The organism is Ottowia sp., assembly GCF_047975795.1.
Lineage (GTDB): Bacteria > Pseudomonadota > Gammaproteobacteria > Burkholderiales > Burkholderiaceae_C > Ottowia.
In genome coordinates this window covers 24,162-50,309 of record NZ_JBKEEE010000083.1, presented here as the reverse complement: position 1 = coordinate 50,309, position 26,148 = coordinate 24,162, and the positions used below count along the sequence as shown (strand labels likewise).

Here is a 26,148-nt window from a genome sequence, read left to right as displayed (position 1 = left end):
AAGGCGGATGTGTGTGGTACCACCGACAGGAATCGAACCTGTATCTAGCGCTTAGGAGGCGCTCGTTCTATCCATTGAACTACGGCGGCGGGGAACGCAGGGATTGTATCGGCGCAACGATAGGACACATGGGCCGAAAGCGCCGCTCAGTTAAAGCTGAGTTTGTAAATCAGATCGACGGCGGAGTTTTCTCCGGCCTGGCCGCGCAGTGTCCAGCGGCGCGACAGTTCGTAATAAATCATCAGGCTGCCGGTGGTGCCTGCCAGGCTGTGCTCGTAAGCGGCGTACATGCGGTCAGAGATGCGTTTGCCCAGGCTGAGCGAGGTACCGGTTTCGCCGTTGTCTTCGGTGCTGTTAAAGCCCAGTTCGTCCAGGCCCATGCGGCTGCCCAGGCCCTGGCTTTCGCGCCCGCCGAGTGCGGCCACGGCGGCCGATTGCAGCATCGCCGCTTCAGCGCCGGACGATGGGGCTTCGCGTCCCAGCAGCAACCAGGCCAGGGTTTGCGATTCGGGCAGGCCGGGTTCGGAATACAAGTTGACGCGTGGCAGCAGCGCCGTGCCCAGCACTTGCGCGCCCACCTTTTGGTCGCTGCTGTAGATGGGCCGCAAGGCCAAAATGTCCAGGCTGGGGTTGCCAATGTCGCCCTTGAAGATGACGCGCCCGCGCTGGATGACCAGTGATTTGCCATAGGCGCGGAAGGTGCCGCCCACGGTGCGGATGGTGCCCGTCAGGCGTGGTGGGGTGCTCAAAGGGCCGTCGGCGCTGAAGGTCAAGTCGCCTGCCAGCCGGGTATCCACCCCTTGGCCTTTGAGCTGAAAGTGCTCGCCCAGGTCGATGCGCACGCCCAGTCTGGCTTGCAACGGCGAGTCGGGGGGCTTGGACGCTTCAGCCGCATGGGCCTTGCTTGTGGCATCTGTGCGGTGCACCACCACGTCGCTGCCCAAGCTGGGGGCCATGTCGCTGGGCAGCACGATCAGGGCCTGATCGACGTTCAGGCGGCCATCGGCGCTGACGGTGTGGCCATCAAAGCCGGCCTGCACCTGGCCGGACAAGGTAAGTTGGCGGTCCGTGCGAATGCTGGCGCGCAGCTTGTCCAGCGTCAGTTGCAGGCGCGCCTGGGTCTGGCCGTTGATCCACCCGGCTTCGCCCTTGGCGCTTAAGCGTCCACCCGTATCGCCGCCGCCTTCGCCGCGCAGGGTAAATTCGTCCACCATCAGGCGCGTGCCATCCAGCCGCGCGCGCAGGCGGCCTTCGCCCAGTTGCACGCCATCGACCAGCGAGCGCAGCGCGAGGTCATCAGCGGTGATGCTGCCCTTGATTTGCGGTGCCGTGCGGGTGTTCGACACTTGCACGTCGCCCGCCAATGCACCGCGGATGCGCCAGCCCGGCGGGGCCAGCACCGACCAGGCGGCGATTTGCGGCAGCGCAAATTTGACCTGTCCTTGCAGCGGTGCGCTTTCGGGCCATGACCAGGCGGTGGCCCCGCCTCCGCCGGGCGGGGTGCTGGCGGCCAGCTCGGTGCGCACATTGGCGTCGATGCGGCCGGCGCGCTCGGTGTCCCACAGCAGGGCCAGTTGCACGGCCTTGCCTTCGGCGCGCAGCGTGGCGCGCACGTCGCGTACACCGGCATCGACGGTGGTGGTGACGTTGGTTTGGTTGTCGACGCGGCGCACTGTCAGATCGCCGCTGGCGCGCTCCAGCGTGGCGTTCAACCGCAAGCCTTGGCCATTGCCCACTTCGGCCTGCCACTGACCGTTGAAAACCATGCTGCCCGACACGCCTGCCTGTGACAGTTTTTGACCTGACAGACGCTCGGCCCATTCCAGCGGCAAGCCTTGCAAACGGCCTTGGCTGCTCAGGCGGCCGTTTTGCCAACGCTGTGGCCCCCAGGCCAGCAGCGCTTGTGCGGTGGGTGCTGGCGAAGTCAGCGCAAGTTCGCTCGCGCCCACTTCCAGCAGGCCACTTTGGAGTTGACCGTTTTTGGCGGGGTTGTAACTGATGGCCACCGGCTGGCGCACGGTTGTCTGCCATGTGCCCGCGCCCAGCGCCGGGTCTTGCACGCTGGCGCGCAGCTCGCTCAGGCTGGCGCGCCAACTGGCTTGTGCCAACGGGGTTTTGGCGCTGCTGGTGCGCCCGCCCGACAAAGCCGCATTCAGCTTGAGCTGGCGCTCGCCTTGCTGCACGTCGCCTTGCAGCCTGAATTGGGCTTGCGATAGTTGACCGCTGGCGTTCAAGGTGGTGTCGCGCACCGTGATGGGTGTGGCGTCGGCGCTGGCTTGCCATTGCAGCGTGGGCGCACTCCATTGGGCCTGCACGGTGGGGTCTTGCCAGCCGCCGCGCCAACTGCTGTTCAGCGTGGCGCTGCCGCTGGCGCGCATGCCGGTCAGGGCCTTGTCCAGCACAGGCAGCGATTGCAGCCAGCCCAGCGCGCGGGCGGCATCGCTCAACTGCGCTTGCAGCGTGCCGCCGCCGCTGCGGGGCTGGGCATCACCTTTGATGGATAACAAGGTGCCGGGGGCAGTCAGCTTGAGATCCACCTGAGCATCGGGGGTGGCCGGGCGCACGCGGACGCTGCCGGCCAGTTCAGCATCGTCGGTGCGCACGCGCAGTTGCTGGAGCGTCAGCACGCCTGCGTCCCATTGGCCTTGGGCGGCCATGTCGCGTAAACGCAAGGCACGCAGGTCTTGGTCAAGCGGGCGGGCGGCGGCGGACGAAGGGGCTTCGACACCGCGCTGTGCTTGCAGGGCGGCATCGAAGGCGATGGCGCTGCCCTGGCCTGTGACCTGGGCGCGACCGCTGATGGGCAGCGCTGCCAGCGTGCTGTACAGGCGCGCGGGGTCGATACGGCTGAGTTCGGTGGTGATTTGCCAATCTTGGGCGGTGGGTGCGGCTGGGGTGTTGGTCGATGTGGTGGCGTCGTCTTGAGCGGGATCTGCGCTTGTGTTTGCGGCGGTGCTTGGGCTTTCGGCAGGTGCGGGTGCAGGTGCGGCCCAGCGCCCGTGCGAGGTCAGTTGGCCACCGGCCAGTTCGACTTTCAGCTCGCGCACGGTGGCCACGCCGCCTTGCCATTGCACATCGGCCCGCACGCGGTCGAGCGGCAAATGTTTTTTATCCCACGGCCCGGCGCTGGCGTTGCGCAGGTCGGTGCGCACGGCCCAGCCAGCAGCTTCGGTGGCGGGCAGGGGGGTCACGTCCAGTGTGCCTGCCAGTTGCGTGCGGGGCGCTTGCGGCCATAGTGCGCCCAAGTCGAGCGCGTGCAGGCGGGCTGAGGCTTCGGGCAAGGGTTGTGCGGCCCAGGGAGTGATGCGCGCTTGCAGCAGGGTTTGGGGCAGGTTGTCGGGGGTGTGGCCCGATGCATCGGGTGCAGCGGCTTCATCGATGGTTGGAGCAATGTCGGTGGATGCAGGCAAGGATGGCAGGGCCGTGAGCGGCGGAGCGCTGAAGCCTGAGGCATCGCTTGCGGTGTTGGCGGGCGCTGTCCAATCGCCCGATTCGGCGGGCGGCACGCCCTGGGCCTTGGCCCAGGCTTTCATGTCGGTCAGCGGACCTTGGATGGCCGCTTGCACGCGCAGGGCCAGGGCCGCTTCGCCTTCGGGCACGGCGGTGGACAGTGCACCCGACAAGGCCGCTTGCAGTTGCACCGGCGCTTGTGCGGTCAGCCGCGCCGTGGCGCGGTAGCGGCCTGATTGAAATTGCAGTTGCTCCAGCGCTACTTGGTGTGCACCGCCGTCAAAACGGTAATGCCCGCGCACGCCGTGCAGGCTGAGCGCGGGTGGCCCCGCCCAGTGCAGGTCATCGACGGCCAGTTGGCGCACGTCGATCAGCAGCGGCAGGGCCAGGCTGGTGGGCGGCCCGGCGTGGGGGTCTTTGGGTTGCGGCGGGCGTTTGTCTTCAATGGCGATGCGCGCGGCGCTGAGCTGGTCGATTTGCAGCGTGCGCGCGTACAGGGCCTGCGGCGACCAGAGCAGCACGGCACCTTCGGCGTTCACGCTCAAGCCATTCTGCGACCATTGCAAGCGGCCAATGCGCCCGCCGCGCAGCACGCTGCCTTGCACGTCGCCCACCACCAGCGGCAGCCGGGCGCTGGCCCAACCCAGCACGGTGGCCAATGATCCTTCGCTGGACAGCCAGGCCCACAGCCCGCCTGTGACCAGTGCCACCAGCAACACCAGCGCGCCGACCGAACGCCACATCAGCCGCAGAATGCGCCGCGTGCGCCGCCAGGCGTGGTGCGGGACGGGGTGGGGTGAATTTTTTGAATCCAATTGGCCGTCAGCGCTTGTTGTGGCAGCGCTTGTAGCTACTGAATCAGTAGCGTGTCGGGCCTCGACCTGGGCTGTGGTCGGATTGGTCGGGGTGGGTGACGTGGTCATTTAAAAAACAAAGCCCACGCTCTAAAAAACAAAGCCTACGCTCATGTGCAGCCGGAACTTGCGCGCCTTCAGGCCGTAGGCCACGTCCACTTCCATCGGCCCCACGGGCGAGATGATGCGCAAGCCGGTGCCCACCCCCCAGTGGGCGCGCATGTCCTTGACTTCGTTGGAGACGCTGCCCACGTCGATGAACACGGTGTGTTCCAGCAGGCCGGGAAAGCGGTCTTGAAAAATCGGGCGCTGGTATTCCACGCTGGCCACGCCCATGTAGCGGCCAGGGCCGATCACGTCGCTGCCCAGGCTGATGCCAATGTCGCGGTAGCCATAGCCGCGCACGCTGGTGTCGCCGCCGGTGCGGAACATGTACGAGCCGGGGATGCGCGCGTCGCGCTTGGCGATGATGCCACCCGCCTCAGCCCGCATCGACAGGCGGCTGCCGCCCGATCCAATGGGCCACAGACCCATCCAGCGGCCCAGCAGCCGGGCGAAAGGCCGGTGCACGCCCGCGGTGGTGATGCCCGCGCCGATGTCAAAGTTCAGGCCATAGCCCGCTGTGGGGGTAGGCAGGTGCCTGAAATAGCGCCCCGTCCAGACGTAATTGGCGCTGATGGCCGCGCCGTCGCCCAGTAACGCCTTGTCGGTCACGATGTCGGTGCCCGAGCCGGTGACGGTGGCGTCGTCGTATTGCAGGTAGATGGCGCGGTCGTAGTTTTCTTCGGCCTTGGTCAGGCCCACGCGCAGGGTGCGCGAGGTGGTGTTGAGCTGGTCGTCGTCTTGCCGCATGTAGCGCGCCAGCGCGGCCTTGCGCCAGCCACGGGCGTTGGGCAGCGAGGTCAGCTCGTATTGCAACAGCGGCTCTTTCAGGTCGTAGTGCAGTTTGGTGTCGCCGCGCCAGGTGGTGCCAAACGCCTGGTTGTCGCGGTGCTCCAGCGTCACGCGCGGGCCGCTGTCGGTGCTGTAGCCCAGGCCGAGCTGCACTTTCTGGCGTTTGGCTTCGGTGACGGTGTAGGTCACGGGCACGGCGGCGGGGTCGCCCTCAGGGTCGATGCTGATGTAGGCCGAGTCGTAATAGCCGCTGCCTGCCAGCCGCAACTGGGCATCGACCAGGTCTTTTTGCTCGTACACGTCGCCGGGTTTGAGCCACGACAGCCGCTCGGCCAGCTCAGGCGGGTAGCGGCTGGCCCCTTGGATGGTGGCTGGCCCCAGGTGAAAGGGCGGGCCGGAATCGAGCGTCAGCCCCAGCCGTGCGGTGTGGCTGGCGGCGTCGATATCGGCGCGGCTGCTGGCCACCTTGCCGCGCGGGTAGCGCGTTTCAACCAACTGGCGCAGCGCGCTTTTTTTGACGCTGGCCCAGCGGCCCTGCGTGAAACGGCGGTCTTTGTCCAGCGACCATGTTTGCTCGATGCTTTGGCGCTGGGCCAGCGCACCGGCGTCTTGCGTGCTGCCCAGATCGCCCTCGAAGCGAATGTCCACGCCGGTAATGCGCGTGGCCTCGCCCGGCTCGACAGTGATCAGCACGCTGGGGCGTTCGGCGTCAGGCGCGCTCTGGCGTTGCACGTTGACCTGGGGGCTGAAGTAGCCCTCGGTGGCCAGCAGGTCGCGCACTTCCTGCTCGGTCAACACCATCAGGCGGTTCAGCTCGTCAGGCTCCAGATCGGTGATGGCCTGGTAGCGTTGCAGGCCGTTGTGGCGCTCGACCAGGGTTTTTAAATCTTCGTCATCCAGTTGCACCGTGATGTCGAAGGCGCGCACTTCGGGCGTGCTGTCGGTGCTGCCGACCTGACCCGAGTGGGTGGTCTGGCTGGCGCGGGTAGCGGGTGCATCGGCGGGATCGGCAGGGGCTTGTTCGGTGCTGCCCGGCCACAGCGCGCAGGCGTGCAGGCTCCATGCCAACGCCAGCACGACAATGCGTTGCCACAATCCCAGAAAAGCCGGTTTTTTACTCACGTCGGCAAGTGTAGCGGGGGCGTGCCGGGTGTCTGTATCGGGCGGTATGGATATTGCGGGCGATGCACAATCGGGCTATGGCCCATTCATCGCACGCTTTTCCTGGACTGAATTCACCTGCCGTGGGGTTCGACCAGCCTTTCGAGATGCTGCAAGCCTGCCACGAGCGCGTACAGCGCAGCCTGGGCTTGCTGGGCCGCATCGTGGCGCACGTCGACGCCCACGGACACGATGCGCAGTCGCGCTCGGCCGCCGCCGATGTGCTGCGCTACTTCGACATTGCCGGGCCGCACCACCATGAAGACGAAGAGCGCCACGTCTTTCCCCCGCTGGCTGCGCACCCCGACGCGCGCGTGCGCGAGGTCGTGGCCACGCTGCAAGCCGACCACGTGCACATGCACGCCATGTGGCAGCGACTGCGCGCCGTGCTGCACGCCTGGCAGGGCGATGACCCAGCTCCGGCCATTACCGCCGCTGACCGCACGCTGGTGGCTGAATTTGCCGCCGCTTACGAACGCCACATTGCGCTGGAAGAAGCGGTGGTTTACCCCGCCGCCCAGGCCGTGCTGAACGCCGAGGTACAGGGTTTGATGGGGCAGGAAATGGCGGCGCGGCGCAGTCAAAAAGTACGCTGAAAGTACGCTAACCGCTATTTTTTTGGAAGCTGCCTAGGCTGATTTCGTCAGTGATTGAGACTGTTTTGATGCGCCGTCATGCGTTGCATCAAATAAATGCAGGGCATGGCCATCTGACTCCAGCAGTCCTTCCATAATGCGCCACCAACTACAACAAAGGAGCGCAGTCACATGGAAGTGGTACTCAACGGTTATTACACGATGATTCTGGCGGCTTTGGTGCTGCTGCTGGGGCGTTATCTGGTGGTCAAGATCAAGTTCTTGTCCGACTTCAACATCCCTGAGCCGGTGGCCGGCGGCTTGCTGGCAGGCATTGTGGTGTTCTTGCTGAACGTGCTGTTTGGCTTGACCTTCAAGTTTGAAAGCCAGTTGCAAACCGCCTTCATGCTGATGTTTTTTTCGTCCATCGGCTTGAGCGCCGATTTCTCGCGCCTGCGCGCAGGTGGTAAGCCACTGATCATTTTTTTGGGCGTGGTAGCGGCTTTCATCATGGTGCAAGACACGGTGGGCGTGAGCATGGCGGCGGCGTTGGGGCTGGATCCGTTGCTGGGCCTGGTGACCGGCTCCATCACGCTGGTGGGCGGCCACGGCACGGCAGGAGCCTGGGGGCCGGTGCTGGAGAGCAAATATGGCATCACCGGCGCGACCACGCTGGGCATTGCCACCGCTACCTTTGGCTTGGTGGCGGGCGGCTTGATTGGCGGGCCGGTGGCCAAGTACCTGATCAAGAAAATCAACCACCAAAAGCTGGCCGATCCGGCACCGAAAACCGAGGTGGAAGCGGTGGCCGACGCGCAGTCGCTGTACAGCACGCGCCATACCGAATCGGCTGACGAGCCGGACAACGCCATGTTCGACAAGCCCGATCAGATTCGCCTGATCACTGCTTCGTCCACCATCGAGACGCTGGCGCTGTTTGCCGCCTGCATGGCCTTTGCGGGCATCATGACCACTGTGGCCAAAGGCACCATGTTCGAGCTGCCCACCTTTGTGTGGGCGTTGGGCGGTGGCGTGGTGCTGCGCAACGTGCTCACCAACTTCTTCAATTTCGACATGTTTGACCGCGCGATCGACGTGTTCGGCAATGCCTCGCTGTCGCTGTTTCTGGCCATGGCGCTGCTGTCGCTTAGGCTGTGGGAACTGACCGATCTGGCCCTGCCCGTGCTGCTGATTCTGGCCGTGCAGGTCGGCATGATGATGCTGTACGCTGCCTTCATCACTTTCAGGCTGATGGGGGGCAACTACGACGCCGCCGTGCTGGCCGCCGGCCACTGTGGCTTTGGCATGGGGGCCACGCCGACGGCCATTGCCAACATGCAAGCCATTACAGACCGTTACGGCCCGTCGTACAAGGCGTTCTTGATCGTGCCGATGGTCGGCGCATTTTTCATTGATCTGGTCAACGCCGCCATCTTGCAGGTGTTCACGCAATTACCGTTTTTGCAGTAATGGGTTTCAAGGTGTGAGACCCTTGCACACTTTGAATTTCAGACTGACCGCACTGACCATGAGCCAAGCGTCGCACAGCAACCGGCCAGCAGCACCCCCCGTTTTCAACCCCGGCTGGGGGCCGCTGTCCACGCTGCCGGGCAACCCGGTGATGTGGGTGCTGATCATCAGCGAGCTGCTGGCCTTCAGTGGTTTTTTCATGCTGTTTGCCTGGGAGCGCAGCCGCCAGCCTGAACTGTTCAATCTGTCCCAGAGCCAGCTTGACCCCATTGCGGGCGGCATCAACACCCTGATTTTGCTGACCAGTGGCTTGTGCGCGGCACTGGCTTTGCAGGCGCTGGGCACAAGCCGCCGCCGCGCCCGCCAGTGGCTGGGGCTGACCATGGTGCTGGGCGTCGTCTTTTGCGCCGTCAAATTCATGGAATACGCGGGCAAGTTCGCCGCAGGCATCACCCCTGAAACCAACACCTTCTTTGGCTTTTATTACGGCCTGACCGCCTTTCACTTTGCGCACGTGCTGTTCGGGCTGGCCCTGCTGGCCTTGGTCTGCTGGCGCTTGTCTGAAGAAAACCTGGAGACCGTGACCGCTTTCTGGCACATGGTCGATCTGATTTGGGTGTTGCTGTACCCATTGGTCTATCTGCTGCGATGAATCCGAACAACCTGTCAGATACCCGCCGTCTGCTGATCGCCTGGGCCAGCCTGATGCTGCTCACCCTGATCTCCATGGCCTCGGCCCTGTTGCATTCACGGGCGGGCTGGCAGCCCCTGTCGGCAGGTGCCACCGTGCTGGTGTTTGTGGCGACTGCCTTCAAAGCCTGGCAGATCGTGGCGGTTTACCTCAACCTGCGCGCGTCTACCCGTGGCTGGATGAGCGGCGTGATGGGCTTAATTTTGCTGGGGCTGCTGGTGGAGGCGGGTGCCTACCTGATGGACAAGTGATTGATGGGCCAGTGATGGAATGGGCTGGTGGAGGCCAGATTTCATCTCAAGCCGACCGTTGTGGCCGCCTTTCATGCATCAGGCCGCGCAGTGTGGCGCGAGCAGTGCAGGCGCATGGCTTGCGACCCATCGGCACCGATGTAAAGGCGCGCTGGCCCTTTGGCCGCAAACCGCTGCCCAGCTTCGATGAACCAGTCTTCGGGGCTGTCGTGACGTGTCAACCACAAGCGGCCGACGAGCACGTCCAGCGTGATGTGTTCTGAGGCATGGCAAGTTAGAGTCATCACGGGATCGGCGGCACGCATGGAAACTTCCTCCGGGGAAGGGGCTGGGGGTGTGAGAAGGCGTTCGTTCATGCGGGCACTGTGCGGCGCGCCGCACGCGCTGAACAGTGGCAATGCGGTGCGATGTGTGCCGTGACAGGGCGCGTTGTGGCGGCATCTGTATGGATGAAGTTGGCGGCCCTCTGTACTGGATGGCGGAAAGCAAATCAGTACAGAATTTCAGAATGCGCCTTGATGACACGCCTTCGCTGTACCAGCAAATTGCCGGAAAACTGGCGCAGTTGATTCATGCCGGAACGTTGGCGCGTGGCGAGCGGCTGCCTTCTGTGCGCGATCTGGCGCGTCAGTATGGCGTGGCGGTCAGCACAGTGGTGCAGGCCTATCACTGGCTGGAAGATGCGGGGCTGATTGCGGCGCGACCGCGTTCGGGTTTTTTTGTGGCACTGCGTCCAGTCGAACTGCCCGAACCCACGTTCTCGCGCCTTCAGCGCAAGCCGCGCGAAGTGTCGGCCGACTGGCTGGGACGGCGCGTGCTGGGACGTGAGCGGCCAGAAGGGTTGCTGTCGTTCAGCAGCGGCACACCGGGGCTGGACATGCTCAACCCTGATCGCGTACGTCGCGCCCTCGTGCGTGCTGTGCAGCGCAACCGGAATCTACTGTGTGCCTATCCCGACATCCGGGGCGAAGCAGAAGCACGCCGTGCCATCGCGCGCTACGCGGTGGGTATGGGCTGTTCGCTGGAGGCCGACCGCATCCTCATCACTGGTGGCTGCATGGATGCGATAGCGTTGTGCTTGCGCGTGGTAACCCAGCCAGGCGATGTGGTGGCCATTGAGTCACCCACTCACTTTTCGTTTCTTGAGCTGCTGCAGAGCTTGCATTTGCGGGCGCTGGAAATTCCCATGCATCCTCGCCACGGTCTGTCGCTGGATGCGTTGCAACTGGCGCTGGACACCCAGCCGGTCAAGGCGGTGCTGCTGGTGCCCACTCTGAGCAACCCGTTGGGAGCCTGCATGCCTCAGCCTGAGCGGCGGCGTTTGGTGCAGATGGCTGCCCAACACGATATTGCGGTGATTGAAGACGCGATTTACAACGACCTGGTCACGCTGGACGACATGCGCCGCACCGTCAAGTCGTACGACACTACGGGCCATGTGATGCTGTGCCACTCGTTTTCCAAAACGCTGGCACCGGGGCTGCGTCTGGGCTGGCTGGAAGGCGGGCGCTGGAGTGACCGGCTTTGTGCCATCAAAGATACCCAGTCGGGAGGGCAGTCGGCTGTGCTGGAACTGGCGCTGGCCGATCTCATCACCCAGGCGGGGCAGGCTGCGGCCATGCGTCAATTGCGAGCGCAAGCTTCGGCGCGGTTGGAGCAGGCGCGGCGCATCGTGGATGAGCACTTTCCGCGAGGCACCCGCGTCAGCGCACCGCCGGGCGGGCTTTTGCTGTGGATGGAATTGCCCCGGGGGCTGGACACGGTGGAACTGCACGAACGCTGTTTGGCCGAGCGCATGTTGATTGCGCCGGGCACCGTATTCAGTAGCAGTGGGCGTTTTCGCAACTGCCTGCGGCTGGGTATGGGCAATGATTGGACGCCTGCCCACGAGGTGGCATTGCAGCGCATGGGAGGCATCGCGACAGCGATGGTTCGCCCCAAGGTTTGATCGGCGTGTTTTTTCTGCCGGGAGCTTGGCCACCGAGCTTATAAAAGAGCAGTCAGGCGCTGGATGAACGCCCCCCGTCCGTTGCCATCGTGGTGTTTGCGCAGCTTATTTGGACAGCATTCGCATCGACTCTTCCAGCCCCTTGAGGGTGAGCGGAAACATGCGCTGGCCCATCAGCTGCTGGACGACGGCGATGCTCTGGCGGTATTGCCACACGCCCTGCGGCTCGGGGTTGATCCAGACGAACTTGGGGAAGGCGTGGGTGAGGCGCTGCAGCCACTTGGCGCCAGGTTCTTCGTTGTTGTATTCGACGCTGCCGCCGGGCTGCAGGATCTCGTAGGGGCTCATGGTGGCGTCGCCGACGAAGATCAGCTTGTAGTCCTTGTTGTACTTGCGGATGATGTCCCAGGTCGGGAACTTCTCGGCAAAGCGGCGCCGGTTGTTCTTCCACATGAAGTCGTAGACGCAGTTGTGGAAGTAGTAGAACTCCAGGTGTTTCAGCTCGGCCTTGACGGCGGAGAACAGCTCTTCGACGCGCTGGATGTGCTCGTCCATGGTGCCGCCCACGTCCATCAGCAGCAGCACCTTCACGTTGTTGTGACGCTCAGGCACCATCTTGATGTCGAGCCAGCCGGCGTTGGCGGCGGTGGCGCGGATGGTGTCGGGCAGGTCCAGCTCCAGCTCGTGGCCATCGCGGGCAAACTTGCGCAGCCGGCGCAGCGCCACCTTGATGTTGCGCGTGCCCAGCTCCTGCGTGTCGTCGTAGTCGCGGTAGGCGCGCTTTTCCCACACCTTGACGGCGCTTTTACCGCCGCCCTTGCCGCCAATGCGAATGCCTTGCGGGTTGTAGCCGCCGTGGCCGAACGGGCTGGTGCCGCCGGTGCCGATCCACTTGCTGCCGCCTTCATGGCGCTCTTTCTGCTCTTCCAGGCGTTTTTTCAAGGTCTCCATCAGCTCGTCCCAGCCCATCTTCTCGATGGCGGCCTTTTCTTCGGGGCTGAGTTCTTTTTCCAGCACCTTGCGCAGCCAGTCGGCTGGAATTTCTTGGCGGAAGTCGGCCAGCATTTCCACGCCCTTGAAGTAGGCGGCAAAGGCGCGGTCGAACTTGTCGAAGTGCTTTTCGTCCTTGACCAGCGCGGTGCGGGCCAGGTAATAAAAGTCGTCGATGGAGCAGGCCTCGGGCTGGTTGGGGCCGACCACGTTGGCTTGCAGAGCCTCCAGCAGGGTCAGGAATTCTTTGACCGAGACTGGCAGCTTGGCCGCGCGCAGGGTATAGAAAAAATCGATCAGCATGGTGTGGGTGGGTTAGGGCGGTGGCTGCGTTCTTTACGCAGGATGGCCAATGCCCTGCATTGTGCGTTCACCGCCAGCAAAGCATTGTCGCCTGTGTGGCCTGAGTGCCACTGTGCCAGGTAAAGCTGTAGCCCAACAGATGGGCAGCATGCAAAACATACAGATAATAAAAACTATTCTTATTTTGTTTTATAAGAGGGAGAGCACTGCCATGGCGTTCGTTGTTTCAGCGTCTATCAAATTAACCCCTATTGGTCAGCGGCGGATGCCGACGGCGGCAGTGCGTGTCACCGTTCCGCTGATGCTGGCGTTGAGTGCGGGAATGGTCTGGGCGGCGGACGAACCGACGCAAGAATCGGTTGCGGATGAGTCGGTTACGGATGAGTCGGTTGTGAATGAAGGGGCGGCCCTGCCCACGGTCACGGTCACTGGTGTCAAGGCCGCAGGTTTGCGCCCGCAAACGGTAGAGGCAGGCACTTTTCGCGGCTCCAGCGTGATGGAAGTGCCATCGACGGTGAACGTGGTCACGCGCGAAGCGCTGGATGCTCAGGCCGCCACGGGCCTGTACGACGCCTTGCGCAACACCGCTGGCGTGACGCGCCAGCAAAACGGCGGCGACACGTGGGATCAATTGGTGATTCGCGGCATGGCGGTGGAAAACCGCACCAATTACCGCCTGAACGGTTCGCTGCCGGTGATGAACTTTTCGCAAACGCCGATGGAAAACAAAGAGCGTGTCGAGGTGCTCAAAGGTGCTTCAGCGCTGTATTACGGTTTTACTTCGCCTGCGGGCGTGGTCAATCTGGTGACCAAGCGCGCGGGCAGCCAGCCAGTGTCGCGGCTGGGTTTTTCGCTGGACAGCAACGGCACGGCGCTGGCCCAGATGGACGTCGGCCGCCGCTTTGGTGATGAGCAGCAGTTTGGCCTGCGCATCAATGCCGCCGGGGGCTATCTGGGCACGTATCTGGATGATGTGGGCCACGGCAACCGCAGCTTTGCGTCGATGGCGTTCGACTGGCGTGTCAACAGCCGTGTGACGCTGCGCGCCGATCTGGAATACGACCGCCGTCGCATCACCGAGCAGGCAGGCATTCAGTTGCCCAGCGCGGTCAATGGCGTGATCACGCTGCCCGATCCGGTAGACCCCAAAAACCTGATCGGGCCGGACTGGGCGCGCTTCAAGGCCAAGACATTCAATGCGCTGGTGCGCGCCGATGTGTCCCTCAGCGATAACTGGGCGCTGACGCTGGAGGGCGGGCAGTCCAAGGTTGACCGACTGCGTCAGTTGCCCATCTTCCGCTTCAGCAATGCGGCGGCGGTGGCCACCGGGGCGGGCGATATCAGAGGCAACTCGCAGGATTATTCGATCAACTCGAAGATGGTGCGCGCCGAGCTGGCGGGCATGTTCTCAACTTTTGGTTTCATGCATGAGCCGGTATTCGGCATCAGCCATGTGACCAAAGAGCAAGATCCGATCTACCGGCAAAACTACAGCGTCAGTGCGCAAAACCTGTACGACCCGGTGGATGTGTCGGGCAGTGTGACCTGGGGGGCTATGCCGACCAACCCCACCACGGCAGGTTATGAAACCCGTGAAAACGCGCTGTACGCGATTGACCGCGTTCGTCTGACCGAGCAGTGGCAGGTGCTGGCGGGCCTGCGCTACACGCGCTACCGCAGCGACCAGGGGGATATCAATTACGCACCCAACAAGACCACGCCGATGGTGGCGGTGATTTACCGGCCACGCAACGATTTGTCGTTTTACGCTTCGTGGGCCAAGGGGCTGGAAGAGGGCGAAACCGCGCCCACAGGCACCAACAACGTTGGCACGCGCATGTCGCCCGGCATTTCCAAACAGAAAGAACTGGGCGTGCGCTGGCTGGTAGGCACAGGCACTTTGGTGTCGGCCGCCGTGTTCGATATCAAGCGGCCCGGCTATTACACCAATGCCGACAACGATTTCGTGGGCAGTGGCCGCCAGACCTACAAGGGGCTGGAGCTGGCCATGCAGGGGCAATTGACGCGCCAGTGGGGTTGGCAGGCATCGGCCCAGTGGCTGCGCCCCAAATTTGGCGGCATTGGTGCCGACTACGACGGCAAGCTGCCTGAAAACGCCGCACGCCGTACCGCCAGCCTGTTCATGAACTATGCGTTTGCGGGCGTGCCGGGTCTGTCGGTCAATGGCGGGGCGTATTACACCGGGCGCAGGCCGGTGAACGATCTCAACCAGGCTTGGCTGGGCGGCGTGACGCTGTTTTCGGGCGGCGTGGTCTACAGCACCAAAATTGCCGGACGCCACACCCGCTGGCAATTGCAGGTCGATAACCTGACCAACAAGCGCTACTGGGCAGGTGCCGGTACGCGCCTGGCTTCGGGCGCGCCGCGCACGGCCAAGATGGTGTTCTCGGTCGATTTGTAATGGCCCAACAGGCCCGGTGGCGCGCGTTCAGCCGGGTGGGGCACCGATGGGCGGGGCTGGTGCTGGGGGCGTGGCTGGCGGTGGTGGGCGTCAGTGGGGCGTTGTTGACTTACCGGGTGGAACTGCTGGCTTGGGCCAACCCCGGTGTTAGCCAGGTGGCACTGCGGCCTGGGCCGGTGTTGACCCCTGGTGCTTTGCTGGCGCGTTTGCCCGCCAGCTTGCATGGGCGACCCATCGCCACGCTGACGATGTTTGCCCAGGCAGGCGCTGCGCCGCGTCTGATTCTGGCCGAGGTGCCGGGTCAACCTGCGCAGGAACGGGTGTTTTTTCTGGACCCTTACACGGGCCAGCCCCGTGCGCAGCATGGCGAAACCGTTTTTGAAACCATCGAGGCGCTGCACCGCTGGCTGCTGCTGCCCAAAGAACCGGGACGCTGGGTGGTGGGCAGTCTGGCGCTGGTGCTGCTGTTGATGGGCGCGACCGGGCTGGTGGTGCGCAGCCCACGCCGCGGTGCCCGGCTCAGCGCCTGGGCGCGCATGTTCAAGGTGGACTGGCGCTTGCGCGGGCGGGCGTTCTGGTGGTCGTTGCATTCGGCGCTGGGCGTGTGGCTGCTGCCGGTGTATTTGCTCTCAAGCGTGACGGGCGTGTACTGGGCGTTTGACAGCGTGCGCGTGGCCACCCACGCGGCGGTGGGGGCTGCCCCGCCCCAGCGTATGCCGCGCCAGCCCGGGCCGGTAGATACGTCAACCGCGCAAGAGCTGGAGCGGGCATGGCAGGCGTTGAATGATGCCGGGGTGGACTGGACATCCGCCAGCTTGCGTCCTTCGCGCGCGCCGGGGCATCCGGTGCAAATTACCTGGCTCGCGGCGGATGCCTTTCACGACCGGGAGCGCAACCTGATGCAGATCGCGCCGCACAGCGGCATGCTGGAGCGTGACGTGCGGCATGCCGCCCAGTCCGCAGGCGAGCGCGTGGTGCGCTGGGTGCACCCGCTTCATACGGGATCGTGGGCGGGCACGGTCAGCCGGGCGGTGATGCTGCTGGCGTCGCTGGCGCTGTTGCTGTTTGTCGCCACGGGCTGGTGGCTGTATGCGCAGCGGCCCCAGCAACGTGAGCGGGTACAGGTGCGTTCTGCCTGAGCCGCCGAGAGATTCAAAAACGATAGCTGAATTCGTTTTATAGATAGGCTTTGAAAGCCCAAACAGCCTGAAAAATATGCTGATCCAGAGGCTGTGCCTGTCGCCAGATCAGGCCGGTTGCGTGCTGAAAAAGCCGTCAGCGCGGGCGATTCAGCAAGTACAGCAATTGCGCCTTGGCCTCGGGCCATTCGCCGGCGGTCATGCTGTACATCACGGTGTCGCGCACGGTGCCGTCGCGGCGCAGCGCGTGGTGGCGGATCACGCCGTCTTTGCGGGCACCCAGCCGCTCGATGGCTTTTTGCGAGGCAAAGTTGTAGTTGTCGGTTCGCCAGCCGACCACGGCGCAGCCCAAGGCTTCAAAGGCGTGGCGCATCATCATCAGTTTGGCTGTGGTGTTGACGTGGCTGCGCTGCACGCTTTGGGCGTACCAGGTGTAGCCAATTTCGACCCGCTGCACGGCGGGCACGATGTCGTGGTAGCTGGTGCTGCCCAGCACACGGCCGGTGGCATCGTCCATCACGGCAAAGGCCAGGCGATGGCCTTCGGTGCGCATTTGCAAAGCTTGCTCGATGTAGGCACGGGTTTGCTCAGGTGCGGGCACGCTGGTGATGCGCAGATTCCACAACTGACCATCGGCGGCGGCGGCGCGCAGGCCCGCTTCGTGCGCCAGTGCCAGCGGCTCCAGACGCACGCCGCGCTCGGCCATCACCACGGGGTCAACAAAGGGCATATCAATCGCTCCTGAACGGGTTGGCCATCGCGGTCAGCGCTGCTTTTTTTCAAGTGGCGCGGCTCATGGCGCGCTGGTCGGAACGCCTTGCTCTCGCAGGCGTTGGCGCATGCGCTCGCGCATGATGGCCGATGTCACGCGACGATCAGCGGCCGAGCCGCAGTAGCGCTGGCGTAAGCTGGCGTCGGCAGCGTTGCGGCACAGGCGCTGCTGTTCGGTCAGCGCCAGCTTGCTGCCGGTGGTGGTGGCGCGCACCAACAATTCAGCCGCGTACCAGGGCACTTCGACGGTTTGCTTTTTGGGGTGGGGAGCGGGCGCGGGCGTTGCGGTGGCGGTTGTCGCAGGTTTTGGCGCGTCTGCCTTGGTGACTTTTACGGCCTTGGCGTTGGTTTCAGTGGCGGCCTTTGTGCTGACTTGGGTGCTGAGTTTTGCGCTGGTCTTGGGGTCTGGGATGAGCGGGCCTTTGGCAGGGCGGCCCGCCAGCAGCTCGACATAGTCGCGCACCATGGCGTCGCCGTCGGCGGCGCTCAGTTTGGAAGGCGGGGTGGACAGCCAGGCGTGGGTGCCGGGGTCGGGCACGTCGGCCAATGTCTTGCCCGGCGTTTTGAGCATGGCGCGCACTTCGTCGGGCACGGCAGGCCCCAGGCCCGAGGCTCTGGACAGTTGCGCCGCGTCATCCGCGCCTGCGCCGCCGATTTTGGCGGCGGCCTGTACGCCATCTTCAGCCACATTCGCTGCGCCGACAGTCGCCGCGCCGGTGGCGGCCCCTTTGCTGGCGGCAGATTTACCGGCCCCCTTGGCGAGCACTTTGGCCACGGCACCCAAAAATGCCTGGGCAGGCACTGGTGCGCTGGCCAGCCCCAAGGCCAGCAAGGCCGCCAGGGCGGCTTGGCGTGGATATGGCTTGAGCATGGCGTCAGCGGTTTCTCTGGTTCATGAAGACCAGTTTTTCGAACAGGCTCACGTCCTGCTCGTTTTTGAGCAGCGCGCCGATCAGCGGCGGCACGCTGACTTTGTTGTCGGCGCTTTGCAAGGCATCGAGAGGAATATCTTCGGCGACCAGCAGCTTGAGCCAGTCGAGCAGCTCGCTGGTGGAGGGTTTTTTCTTTAGCCCCGGCAGGCCGCGCACGTCGTAAAACACTTTCATGGCGGCACTCAGCAGCTCTTGCTTGAGCTTGGGAAAGTGCACGTCGACGATCTGCTTCATCGTCTCAGGCTCGGGGAACTTGATGTAGTGGAAAAAGCACCGGCGCAAAAAGGCATCGGGCAATTCTTTTTCGTTGTTGGAAGTGATGAATACCACCGGACGGTGCTTGGCGCGCACGGTCTCGCGCGTTTCGTAGCAGTGGAACTCCATGCGATCCAGCTCGCGCAGCAGGTCGTTGGGGAATTCGATATCGGCCTTGTCGATCTCGTCGATCAGCAGCGCCACCGGCTCGTCGGCCGTGAAAGCCTGCCACAGCACGCCCTTGACGATGTAGTTGTGGATGTCTTTCACCCGGTCGTCGCCCAGTTGGCTGTCGCGCAGACGGCTGACGGCGTCGTACTCGTACAGGCCCTGTTGCGCCTTGGTGGTGCTTTTGATGTGCCATTGCAACAGCGGCAGGCCCAGCGCCTGGGCCACTTCTTCAGCCAGCATGGTTTTGCCGGTGCCTGGCTCGCCCTTGACGAGCAGCGGGCGCTTGAGGGTGATGGAGGCGTTGACGGCCAGCATCAGGTCTTGCGTGGCGACGTAGTTATCGGAACCTTGGAATTTCATGGGTAAAGCAGAGGTAAAGCAGAACAAGCGTGGTGTGACAAGGGAGGGGAAATAGGGATCAGCATGCTGCTTGATCCATGTTTAGAATGGCGTTTGATCTATATCAAATAATTCATCCTGATGATTCTGGAATGAATTGTGCACCCACTATGAAACCTTCTCTGTCCCCAATGTTAGCGGCTGCGCTGCTGGCCGTTGCCGCAGCACCTGCGGCGATGGCGCAAGATGTGACGACTGGTGATGCCAAGGCCGGTGCCAACAAAGTCGCCATGTGCATTGGGTGCCATGGCATTGTGGGCTACCAGTCCAGCTTTCCTGAGGTCTACAAAGTTCCCAAGATTTCAGGCCAAAGTGCGAAGTACCTTGAAGCGGCGCTGGCGGCTTATCGCAAAGGCGATCGCAAGCACCCCAGCATGCGCGGCATTGCCGGATCGCTGAGCGATCAGGACATTGCCGATGTGGCGGCTTTTTATGCCCAGGCCGACAACGCCCCGGCCGATCTGCCCGCACCGCGCGAGCCGCGTGCCGAGGTGGCCGAGCTGCTGAAAAAAGGCGCTTGCGTGTCGTGTCACGGTGACAATTTCAGCAAGGGGCTGGATCCCAGCTACCCCAAGCTGGCGGGCCAGCATCCTGACTATCTGTTTGTGGCCCTGAAGTCGTACCGTGACGACACGCACCACACTTGGGGGCGCGCCAACCCGATCATGGCAGGCACGGCCAAGCAGTTTTCCGATGCCGAGCTGAAGGCCATGGCTTATTACATCGGGTCATTGCCGGGGCAAGTGATGACCAAGCCGGAGCCACGCTTCAAATAAAAAACTGCATTCGGCGCGGAATGCGCCCAATGCAGTTTTTGATCACCAGCGGCTCTGAGCAGCCCCTGATTTTGTGAAGGGCAACCTGCTTGTACAGCACGTTGCCCTCTCATGGTGTGATGGCAACCCGACTCAAAGACGCTCGATGATGGTCACATTGGCCATGCCGCCGCCTTCGCACATGGTTTGCAGGCCGTAGCGGCCGCCACGTTGCGTCAGTACGTTGATCAGCGTGGTCATCAGTTTGGTGCCGGATGCGCCCAGCGGATGGCCCAGCGCAATCGCGCCGCCATTGGCGTTCATGCGTGCCGGGTCTGCACCGGTGGTTTTCAGCCAGGCCAGGGGCACGGAGGCGAAGGCTTCATTGACCTCATAAGCGTCAATGTCGCTGATTTTCAACCCCGCTTTGCGCAGCGCGATTTCTGTGGCTGGAATAGGCGCTTCCAGCATGATGACGGGGTCGTGCCCCATCACCGACAGGTGATGGATCCGAGCCAGGGGCTTGAGGCCGAAGGTTTTCAATGCGTTTTCGCTCACCACCATGACCCCGGTGGCGCCGTCGCAGATTTGGCTGGCGTTGGCGGCGGTGATGGCACCGCCTTCTTGCAGCAGCTTGACGCCTGCGATGGATTCCAAGGTGGCATCAAAGCGAATGCCTTCGTCCACGGTGTGTGCTTCGTCAATCACTTCGCCGTCGTTGCGGCGGGCTGGCACGGCGATGATTTCTTTGGCAAAGCGGCCATCGTTGGTGGCGGCGATGGCGCGGCGGTGGCTTTCCAGTGCGTATTCGTCCAACTGTAATTTGGACAGGCCGTATTTCTTGGCCATCATTTCAGCGCCGGTGAACTGGCTGAATTGCACGCCGGGGTAGCGCGCTTGCATGCCGGGGCTGACGCTGACGCCCAGCCCGGCCTTGCGGGGCAGCTCGTTGGGCGTGAACATGGGCACGCGCGTCATGCTTTCCACACCAGCGGCGATCACGCAATCCATGGTGCCCGACATCACGGCCTGTGCGGCAAAGTGCAGCGCTTGCTGTGATGAGCCGCATTGGCGGTCCACCGACGTGGCGGGCACCGATTCCGGCAGTTTGGACGACAGCACGGCGTTGCGCGCCACGTTGCTGGCCTGCTCGCCCGCCTGGCTGACGCAGCCCATGATGACGTCTTCAATGGCGGCGGGGTCGATGCCGGTGTCTTGCACCAGGGTGTCCAGCACCACGGCACCCAAGTCTGCGGGGTGCCAGCCAGACAAACGGCCGTTGCGGCGGCCTCCGGCGGTACGACGGGCGGCGACGATATAGGCTTCAGCCATGATGGATCTCCTGTGGGAATGGAAAAGATAGGTCGAAAATATACAAACTCGCGCCTGATGGTGTCCATACCCAGCAAGGCGATGCGGGTTGGATCGCTTTTTTGGGCCAGCGATGCCAGATTGGCGATGTCAGCGACGAGTAAGGCGACCCACATGATAGCCGCCTGCGCGTGGGGATTTATTCCACGGTAACGCTTTTGGCCAGATTGCGGGGCTTGTCCACGTCGGTGCCGCGTGCTACGGCGGTGTGGTAGGCCAGCAGTTGCAGCGGTACGGTGTGCAAAATGGGCGACAGCGGCCCGTAGTGCTCGGGCATGCGGATGACGTGCAGGTCTTTGGCGCTTTCGATGCGGGTGTCGGCATCGGCCAAGGCGTACAGCACGCCGCCACGGGCGCGCACTTCCTGGATGTTGCTTTTGAGCTTTTCCAGCAGTGCGTCGTTGGGGGCCACGGTGACCACTGGCATGGCGCTGGTTACCAGCGCCAGCGGGCCGTGCTTGAGCTCCCCCGCCGCATAGGCTTCGGCGTGGATGTAGGTGATTTCTTTGAGCTTGAGTGCGCCTTCTTGCGCCACCGGGTAATGCAGGCCGCGGCCCAGAAACAGCGCGTTTTCCTTGGCGGCAAACTGTTCGGCCCAGGTGATGATTTGCGGCTCCAGCGCCAGCACCGCTTGCAGCGCCACCGGCAGGTGACGCATGGCTTTGAGGTGCTTGGCTTCTTGCTCGTCGGTCATCAGCGCGCGCGTTTTGGCCAAGGCCATGGTCAGCAGAAAAAGCCCTGCCAATTGGGTGGTGAACGCCTTGGTGCTGGCCACGCCAATTTCAGCGCCCGCGCGGGTCAGGTAGGCCAGCTTGCACTCGCGCACCATGGCGCTGGTGGCCACGTTGCACACCGTCAGCGTGTGGTGCATGCCCAGCGATTGGGCGTGGCGCAGCGCAGCCAAGGTGTCGGCGGTTTCGCCCGACTGGCTGATGGTGACCACCAGGGTGTCGGGGTCAGGCACCGAGGTGCGGTAGCGGTATTCGCTGGCGATCTCGACCTGCGTGGGCACCTGGGCGATGCTTTCCAGCCAGTACTTGGCCACGCAGCCTGAGTAGTAGCTGGTGCCGCAGGCCAGAATCAGCACCTGCCTGATGGACTGAAAGGTGGGCCATGCGCCTTCGCCCGGCGTGTGGTTGCTGGCCGCCTCGAACAGCTCTGGCACCACCGCTTCGACACCTTCCAGCGTGTCGGCAATGGCGCGCGGCTGCTCGAAGATTTCTTTTTGCATGTAATGGCGATAAGGCCCCAGATCGGCCGCGCCGCTCATGGCCTGCACGGTTTTGACGGGGCGCTGCACACGGCCACCGGTGCGCTCCTGCACCCAATATTTGCCCAGTTGCACATCCACCGCGTCGCCGTCTTCCAGATAGACGATCTGATCGGTGACACCGGCCAGGGCCATGGCGTCGCTGGCTAGGAAATTTTCTTGCCCGTCAGTGCCCACACCCAACACCAGCGGCGAGCCTTCGCGCGCGCCAATCAAGCGCTGGGGTTCATCCAGATGCAGCACGGCGATGGAATAGCTGCCCCGCAGGCGCTGCACGGCAGACTGCACGGCGGCCAGCACATCGCCTGCGTACAGGCTGTCGATCAGGTGGACGATGACCTCGGTGTCGGTCTGGCTGGTGAACTGGTAGCCTTTGGCCAGCAACTCGGCGCGCAGGCTTTCGTAGTTTTCAATGATGCCGTTGTGCACCAGGGTGACGCGGCCGGGGCGCTGGGCGGCAGCTTCCGCGCTGAGGTATGGGCCGGTGCTGAAATGGGGGTGGGCATTGCCGATCTCAGGCGCGCCATGGGTGGCCCAGCGGGTGTGGGCGATGCCGGTCAGCCCTTGCAGGTTTTCGCGCTCGCACTGGGCGGCCAGATCGGCCACGCGTGCAATACCCCTCACGCGCTGTAAGGTGCCGGGCGGGACGCTGACCCCTGAAGTGTGCACGGCCACGCCGCATGAGTCGTAACCCCGGTACTCCAGTCGCTGCAAGCCCTGCACCAGAGTCGGGACGATATTGCGCAAGGACACTGCGCCGACGATGCCGCACATGGCAAAACCCCCTTTGTTTGAAGAACGCAGCCATGCTAACGGTATTGAAGAACAATTTTAGAATAAAATTTGATTAAATATAAAATTAAATTCCATTAAAATTTTTGTGTGAAATTTAATTTCTAAAATATAGAAATGACGGATGAAAATATTGATGGATACCATTGACTGGAAGCTGCTGGCCGAGCTGCAACGCGATGCGGCTCAAAGCAATCAGGCATTGGCCGAACGCCTGAACATCTCTGCTCCGACTTGCCTGCGGCGGGTGCGCCATTTGCGCGCGTTGGGCTTGATCGAACGTCAGGTGGCGGTGCTGAATGAAGACGCGGTGGCTGCGCTGCTGGGTCACGGGTTGAGCGTGCTGGCAGAGATCACGCTGGACCGGCAAGGCGACGAGCATTTGCAAGTCTTTGAGGCGCGCGCCGTACAAGAGGCGGCGGTACAGCAATGCTGGCGCGTGGCACCGGGGCCGGATTTCGTGCTGGTGCTGCGGGTGCGCGATATGCCGGGCTATCAGGCACTGGCCCAGCACCTGTTTACGCAAGACGCCAACGTGCGCAACGTGAAAGCTTATTTCGCGACCCGGCGCGCCAAATTTGATACGGCGCTGCCTTTGGGTTAAAAATGCGTCAATCGCTTTTGTACAAAGCGATATAAGCTATAAAAATAGAAGCAAATTTACACGCCACGGGCATCCACAGGCACGATGGCTTGCACTTTCCCGTCCAGCAGGCCGCCGTGCACCACGACGATGTAGTCGTGCAGGTTGACCGTGGGGTCACAGTGGCCAGGGATCAGCCAGACCGTGTCGCCCAGGCTGGGCAGGGGGCCGCCGGGTTTGACCGCGTGCAAGATGCCGTGCTCGTCGCCGCCGTTGGCAAACGTCCACTGAGGCTGGCCCGTGGGTGACCAGACCAGCGGCAGGCCGCTGTCGATGGCATGGCTTTTGTGTCCGGCATCGCACACCACATGGCGCGCAGACGCGCTGATGATTTGGGATTTGACGAACAAAGCCGACTCAAACTGGATTTGCCCGGCACCGCGCTGGTTTTGCAGGTAATCGGCATCCATGAACAAAAAGCTGCCCGGCTGAATCTCGTTCCACACGCCGCTGGCGGCTTCTTCCATGAAGGTGCCGGTGCCCGCGCCGGTGACCAAGGGCGGCTCCAGTCCTTCGGTGCGCAGCAGCTCGCAGGTGGCTTGCACCAGTTCGGCCGCACGGGCCATGGCGGTGTGGCGCTCTTCAGGCGAGCGCAGGTGCTGGGCACCGCCGTGGTAAGCGTGTAAACCGGCATAACGCAGGCTGGGGGCGTGTTCGCTCACTTGCTTGACCAGGTCAACGGCAGGCTGCCTGGGCTTGACGCCACAACGACCCTGGCCGATATCGACTTCCACAAACACGTCGATGGCGGCGTTGGTCAAATGCATAGCCTGGGCCAGGCGCGCGACGCCTTCGGCGCTGTCCACGGCCAGCGCCAGTTGGCCGCCACGGGCTTTGAGCTGGTGCGCCAGTGCTGCCACGCGGTGCAGCTTGGAAGGGCTGACGATTTCGTTGCTGATGAACACATCGTTGATGCCGCCAGCGGCCAGCGCTTCGGCTTCGCCCACGGTTTGCGTGCACAGGCCAATGGCACCGGCTTGCAGTTGCAGGCGGGCGAACATGGCACTTTTATGCATTTTTCCGTGCGGGCGCAGCCGCAGACCACGGCGGGCAGTGAACTCGGCCATGCGCTGCATGTTGCGGTTGGCGGCATCCAGATCGACCACCAGCGTGGGCGTATCAATGCTGTCGACGCTGTGGCCCACCAGGGCGGATAGGGCGCTGGGAATGGTTTTAGCTTGTACTCTCATCAAGGGATCTGCCTTCTTCTAAATGGTTGTTGTCGGCCCAGCCCACCAGGGTCAGGCCGCTGGCGGGACTCCACAGCAAACGGTTGATGGCGGTGTTGCCTATTTGCCAGGTGCGGGCGTGCTGCAAGCCTAAACCCGTGGCGGCGCGGTACAGCACGTCCAGCACGCCGCCGTGGGTGAACACGGCCATGCACTGCCCCAGGTGCTGCGCCGCCAGGGCGTTCAGCGTGGTGAGCACGCGGGTGCGAAACGCCGTCAGCGATTCGCCGCCTTGGCCTGCGGGCGTCCAGTCGGGGTCGCGCCGCCGCCAGCGTTCAGCTTCACCCGGCGATTGGGCTGCAATTTCGGCAAACGTGTGGCCTTGCAGGTCGCCAAAGCAGCGCTCACGCAAATTACTGGTGGTGGTGATGGGTGCGCTGGTTTGCGCAGACACGGCGCGTGCCGTGTCCAGCGCGCGCACCAGGTCGCTGCTGTAGATGTGGTCAATCGGATCGCGCTCAGCCAGGGCGCGGGCCAGTTGGTCGGCTTGGGCGCGCCCGGTGTCGTTCAGGCCAATATCCAGGTGCCCCTGAACGCGCGAACCCACGTTCCAGGCAGTTTCGCCGTGGCGTATGGCCAGAATGCGGGTGGATTCCATGCCCCGATCATGCCATGGGGACTATGGCGTGGCGTGGGCTTACTTCACAGTCTGGTGCGCCAGGTCAAGACCAGCGTGGTGAGCGCCGAGTCAATCACGGGCGGGTGCGGTGGTTGGGGCAACCGGAGCAGGAGCAGGAGCAGGAGCCGGGGCGGCGCTGCTGCCCGCAGGTGGGGCACTGGGCGGCGGCAGCAAGGGCACGCCGACTCGCCGGGTGCCTTGGGCAGGGCTGGGGTAGCCCTCCAGGGCGGCGACAAACAGCGCGGCCAGAATGTTGTCGGTATCGCTCCACGATCCGTCATGGCGGGCGCGCGTGTCGTACACGATCTGGCCGGTCTGAACATCGCGCATGACCAGGCTGACTTCGCTGGCATAGACCGGGATGTCCGGGTCGTACAGCGGCCCGCCATACCCAAAGCCGATGCCGCCACCACCCCAGCCATAGCCCAGGCCGAGCGAGATGCGCGCGTTGCTGATGCCGCCGTACATGTCGCCGTAGGGGTCGCGCCAGTAGGCATAGGCCCGGCCTTGCACCTGCACGCTGACGGTGGGGCGCGCGTCGTCGCGCACCACGCCCACACGCGCCAGGGCGGTTTGCGCCATGGCTTGCAGTTTTTCTGATGCAAGCTGGTTAGTTGTCGCAGGTGGGCGATCAAAGCGAAAACGTGCGCCGGTCAGCACGGCCGAGCCGGGCGGCAGCGCCGTGGTGGTTTGCACATCGGCACCCACCGTGCGGGGGCCAGTGGCGCAACCGGCCAGCGCCGCCAAAACCAGAACGCCAAAAACCACACGAATCAGTTGCTGGAACATAGCT

General features: G+C 63.4%; 21 protein-coding genes and 1 tRNA gene. 9 read left to right on the top strand and 13 right to left on the bottom strand.

Annotated features, from left to right (window positions below; genetic code table 11):
- Positions 1–14 precede the first annotated feature (14 nt).
- The 3 genes from ACK5NW_RS12535 to ACK5NW_RS12525 form a co-directional block, all read right to left on the bottom strand.
- Positions 15–89: transfer RNA gene (locus ACK5NW_RS12535), tRNA-Arg, on the bottom strand.
- Between the two features lie 57 nt (positions 90–146).
- Positions 147–4,373 carry a translocation/assembly module TamB domain-containing protein gene (locus ACK5NW_RS12530; RefSeq protein ID WP_416928545.1) on the bottom strand — a complete coding sequence of 1,409 codons (4,227 nt, stop codon included), beginning with the start codon at positions 4,371–4,373 and terminating at the stop codon, positions 147–149.
- Between the two features lie 21 nt (positions 4,374–4,394).
- Positions 4,395–6,320 carry an autotransporter assembly complex protein TamA gene (locus ACK5NW_RS12525; protein ID WP_416928543.1) on the bottom strand — a complete coding sequence of 642 codons (1,926 nt, stop codon included), beginning with the start codon at positions 6,318–6,320 and terminating at the stop codon, positions 4,395–4,397.
- A 77-nt stretch (positions 6,321–6,397) separates the two neighbouring features.
- On the opposite strand from ACK5NW_RS12525, the gene ACK5NW_RS12520 reads away from it, so the two are divergent.
- The 4 genes from ACK5NW_RS12520 to ACK5NW_RS12505 all read left to right on the top strand — a co-directional run bounded on the left by ACK5NW_RS12520 (position 6,398) and on the right by ACK5NW_RS12505 (position 9,346).
- On the top strand, positions 6,398–6,955 hold the full coding sequence (locus tag ACK5NW_RS12520; RefSeq protein WP_416928541.1) for a hemerythrin domain-containing protein: 558 nt from the start codon (positions 6,398–6,400) through the stop codon (positions 6,953–6,955).
- 171 nt (positions 6,956–7,126) lie between these two features.
- Complete coding sequence (gene gltS, locus ACK5NW_RS12515; RefSeq protein WP_416928539.1) at positions 7,127–8,404, top strand: sodium/glutamate symporter; 1,278 nt, start codon at positions 7,127–7,129, stop codon at positions 8,402–8,404.
- A gap of 58 nt (positions 8,405–8,462) precedes the next feature.
- Positions 8,463–9,056 carry a cytochrome c oxidase subunit 3 gene (locus tag ACK5NW_RS12510; protein WP_416928537.1) on the top strand — a complete coding sequence of 198 codons (594 nt, stop codon included), beginning with the start codon at positions 8,463–8,465 and terminating at the stop codon, positions 9,054–9,056.
- On the top strand, positions 9,053–9,346 hold the full coding sequence (locus ACK5NW_RS12505) for a hypothetical protein (RefSeq protein WP_416928535.1): 294 nt from the start codon (positions 9,053–9,055) through the stop codon (positions 9,344–9,346). Before ACK5NW_RS12510 ends, ACK5NW_RS12505 begins: the two co-directional genes overlap by 4 nt.
- Before the next feature lie 71 nt (positions 9,347–9,417).
- Here the strand turns inward: ACK5NW_RS12505 and ACK5NW_RS12500 are convergent, their stop codons facing one another.
- Positions 9,418–9,651, bottom strand: coding sequence for a DUF2917 domain-containing protein (locus tag ACK5NW_RS12500; protein WP_416928533.1), 234 nt, complete (start codon positions 9,649–9,651; stop codon positions 9,418–9,420).
- 203 nt (positions 9,652–9,854) lie between these two features.
- On the opposite strand from ACK5NW_RS12500, the gene ACK5NW_RS12495 reads away from it, so the two are divergent.
- Complete coding sequence (locus tag ACK5NW_RS12495) at positions 9,855–11,294, top strand: PLP-dependent aminotransferase family protein (protein ID WP_416928531.1); 1,440 nt, start codon at positions 9,855–9,857, stop codon at positions 11,292–11,294.
- Between the two features lie 105 nt (positions 11,295–11,399).
- Here the strand turns inward: ACK5NW_RS12495 and ACK5NW_RS12490 are convergent, their stop codons facing one another.
- On the bottom strand, positions 11,400–12,587 hold the full coding sequence (locus ACK5NW_RS12490; RefSeq protein WP_416928529.1) for a vWA domain-containing protein: 1,188 nt from the start codon (positions 12,585–12,587) through the stop codon (positions 11,400–11,402).
- A gap of 211 nt (positions 12,588–12,798) precedes the next feature.
- Here ACK5NW_RS12490 and ACK5NW_RS12485 point away from each other — a divergent pair, with 211 nt between their 5' ends.
- A complete protein-coding gene (locus ACK5NW_RS12485) occupies positions 12,799–15,009 on the top strand; it encodes a TonB-dependent siderophore receptor (RefSeq protein WP_416928527.1) in 2,211 nt (736 codons plus the stop codon).
- The gene (locus ACK5NW_RS12480) at positions 15,009–16,148 is read left to right on the top strand and encodes a PepSY-associated TM helix domain-containing protein (RefSeq protein ID WP_416928525.1); all 1,140 of its coding nucleotides are present in this window, start codon (positions 15,009–15,011) and stop codon (positions 16,146–16,148) included. The genes ACK5NW_RS12485 and ACK5NW_RS12480 overlap by 1 nt, the downstream gene beginning before the upstream one ends.
- A 136-nt stretch (positions 16,149–16,284) precedes the next feature.
- Here the strand turns inward: ACK5NW_RS12480 and ACK5NW_RS12475 are convergent, their stop codons facing one another.
- From ACK5NW_RS12475 to ACK5NW_RS12465, 3 genes are all read right to left on the bottom strand, one after another.
- Positions 16,285–16,878, bottom strand: a complete 594-nt coding sequence (locus ACK5NW_RS12475; RefSeq protein ID WP_416928523.1) for a GNAT family N-acetyltransferase — start codon at positions 16,876–16,878, stop codon at positions 16,285–16,287.
- A gap of 63 nt (positions 16,879–16,941) precedes the next feature.
- On the bottom strand, positions 16,942–17,790 hold the full coding sequence (locus ACK5NW_RS12470; RefSeq protein WP_416928521.1) for a hypothetical protein: 849 nt from the start codon (positions 17,788–17,790) through the stop codon (positions 16,942–16,944).
- 4 nt (positions 17,791–17,794) lie between these two features.
- The gene (locus tag ACK5NW_RS12465) at positions 17,795–18,637 is read right to left on the bottom strand and encodes an AAA family ATPase (protein WP_416928519.1); all 843 of its coding nucleotides are present in this window, start codon (positions 18,635–18,637) and stop codon (positions 17,795–17,797) included.
- Between the two features lie 149 nt (positions 18,638–18,786).
- On the opposite strand from ACK5NW_RS12465, the gene ACK5NW_RS12460 reads away from it, so the two are divergent.
- Positions 18,787–19,452 (top strand): c-type cytochrome, encoded by a 666-nt coding sequence (locus ACK5NW_RS12460; protein ID WP_416928517.1) that lies wholly within the window; start codon positions 18,787–18,789, stop codon positions 19,450–19,452.
- 132 nt (positions 19,453–19,584) lie between these two features.
- Here ACK5NW_RS12460 and ACK5NW_RS12455 read toward each other — a convergent pair whose 3' ends face one another.
- Both ACK5NW_RS12455 and glmS read right to left on the bottom strand, forming a co-directional pair.
- Entirely contained in the window at positions 19,585–20,763 is a 1,179-nt protein-coding gene (locus ACK5NW_RS12455) for an acetyl-CoA C-acetyltransferase (protein ID WP_416928515.1), read from the bottom strand.
- Positions 20,764–20,941: 178 nt separating this feature from the next.
- On the bottom strand, positions 20,942–22,846 hold the full coding sequence (glmS, locus tag ACK5NW_RS12450; RefSeq protein WP_416928513.1) for a glutamine--fructose-6-phosphate transaminase (isomerizing): 1,905 nt from the start codon (positions 22,844–22,846) through the stop codon (positions 20,942–20,944).
- 154 nt (positions 22,847–23,000) lie between these two features.
- Here glmS and ACK5NW_RS12445 point away from each other — a divergent pair, with 154 nt between their 5' ends.
- Positions 23,001–23,468 (top strand): Lrp/AsnC family transcriptional regulator, encoded by a 468-nt coding sequence (locus tag ACK5NW_RS12445; protein ID WP_416928511.1) that lies wholly within the window; start codon positions 23,001–23,003, stop codon positions 23,466–23,468.
- 56 nt (positions 23,469–23,524) lie between these two features.
- Here ACK5NW_RS12445 and ACK5NW_RS12440 read toward each other — a convergent pair whose 3' ends face one another.
- The 3 genes from ACK5NW_RS12440 to ACK5NW_RS12430 form a co-directional block, all read right to left on the bottom strand.
- The gene (locus ACK5NW_RS12440) at positions 23,525–24,697 is read right to left on the bottom strand and encodes a DSD1 family PLP-dependent enzyme (protein ID WP_416928509.1); all 1,173 of its coding nucleotides are present in this window, start codon (positions 24,695–24,697) and stop codon (positions 23,525–23,527) included.
- Positions 24,681–25,334 carry a histidine phosphatase family protein gene (locus tag ACK5NW_RS12435; RefSeq protein ID WP_416928507.1) on the bottom strand — a complete coding sequence of 218 codons (654 nt, stop codon included), beginning with the start codon at positions 25,332–25,334 and terminating at the stop codon, positions 24,681–24,683. Before ACK5NW_RS12435 ends, ACK5NW_RS12440 begins: the two co-directional genes overlap by 17 nt.
- A gap of 90 nt (positions 25,335–25,424) precedes the next feature.
- Complete coding sequence (locus ACK5NW_RS12430) at positions 25,425–26,144, bottom strand: DUF4136 domain-containing protein (protein WP_416928505.1); 720 nt, start codon at positions 26,142–26,144, stop codon at positions 25,425–25,427.
- Positions 26,145–26,148 lie beyond the last annotated feature (4 nt).

What these genes read in the sequence shown, in the direction of transcription:
- ACK5NW_RS12530 (WP_416928545.1), bottom strand. Translation starts at nt 4,373, where the DNA reads ATGACCACGTCACCCACCCCGACCAATCCGACCACAGCCCAGGTCGAG.
- ACK5NW_RS12520 (WP_416928541.1), top strand. Translation starts at nt 6,398, where the DNA reads ATGGCCCATTCATCGCACGCTTTTCCTGGACTGAATTCACCTGCCGTG.
- gltS (WP_416928539.1), top strand. Translation starts at nt 7,127, where the DNA reads ATGGAAGTGGTACTCAACGGTTATTACACGATGATTCTGGCGGCTTTG.
- ACK5NW_RS12510 (WP_416928537.1), top strand. Translation starts at nt 8,463, where the DNA reads ATGAGCCAAGCGTCGCACAGCAACCGGCCAGCAGCACCCCCCGTTTTC.
- ACK5NW_RS12505 (WP_416928535.1), top strand. Translation starts at nt 9,053, where the DNA reads ATGAATCCGAACAACCTGTCAGATACCCGCCGTCTGCTGATCGCCTGG.
- ACK5NW_RS12500 (WP_416928533.1), bottom strand. Translation starts at nt 9,651, where the DNA reads ATGCGTGCCGCCGATCCCGTGATGACTCTAACTTGCCATGCCTCAGAA.
- ACK5NW_RS12495 (WP_416928531.1), top strand. Translation starts at nt 9,855, where the DNA reads ATGCGCCTTGATGACACGCCTTCGCTGTACCAGCAAATTGCCGGAAAA.
- ACK5NW_RS12490 (WP_416928529.1), bottom strand. Translation starts at nt 12,587, where the DNA reads ATGCTGATCGATTTTTTCTATACCCTGCGCGCGGCCAAGCTGCCAGTC.
- ACK5NW_RS12485 (WP_416928527.1), top strand. Translation starts at nt 12,799, where the DNA reads ATGGCGTTCGTTGTTTCAGCGTCTATCAAATTAACCCCTATTGGTCAG.
- ACK5NW_RS12480 (WP_416928525.1), top strand. Translation starts at nt 15,009, where the DNA reads ATGGCCCAACAGGCCCGGTGGCGCGCGTTCAGCCGGGTGGGGCACCGA.
- ACK5NW_RS12475 (WP_416928523.1), bottom strand. Translation starts at nt 16,878, where the DNA reads ATGCCCTTTGTTGACCCCGTGGTGATGGCCGAGCGCGGCGTGCGTCTG.
- ACK5NW_RS12470 (WP_416928521.1), bottom strand. Translation starts at nt 17,790, where the DNA reads ATGCTCAAGCCATATCCACGCCAAGCCGCCCTGGCGGCCTTGCTGGCC.
- ACK5NW_RS12465 (WP_416928519.1), bottom strand. Translation starts at nt 18,637, where the DNA reads ATGAAATTCCAAGGTTCCGATAACTACGTCGCCACGCAAGACCTGATG.
- ACK5NW_RS12460 (WP_416928517.1), top strand. Translation starts at nt 18,787, where the DNA reads ATGAAACCTTCTCTGTCCCCAATGTTAGCGGCTGCGCTGCTGGCCGTT.
- ACK5NW_RS12455 (WP_416928515.1), bottom strand. Translation starts at nt 20,763, where the DNA reads ATGGCTGAAGCCTATATCGTCGCCGCCCGTCGTACCGCCGGAGGCCGC.
- glmS (WP_416928513.1), bottom strand. Translation starts at nt 22,846, where the DNA reads ATGTGCGGCATCGTCGGCGCAGTGTCCTTGCGCAATATCGTCCCGACT.
- ACK5NW_RS12445 (WP_416928511.1), top strand. Translation starts at nt 23,001, where the DNA reads ATGGATACCATTGACTGGAAGCTGCTGGCCGAGCTGCAACGCGATGCG.
- ACK5NW_RS12440 (WP_416928509.1), bottom strand. Translation starts at nt 24,697, where the DNA reads ATGAGAGTACAAGCTAAAACCATTCCCAGCGCCCTATCCGCCCTGGTG.
- ACK5NW_RS12435 (WP_416928507.1), bottom strand. Translation starts at nt 25,334, where the DNA reads ATGGAATCCACCCGCATTCTGGCCATACGCCACGGCGAAACTGCCTGG.
- ACK5NW_RS12430 (WP_416928505.1), bottom strand. Translation starts at nt 26,144, where the DNA reads ATGTTCCAGCAACTGATTCGTGTGGTTTTTGGCGTTCTGGTTTTGGCG.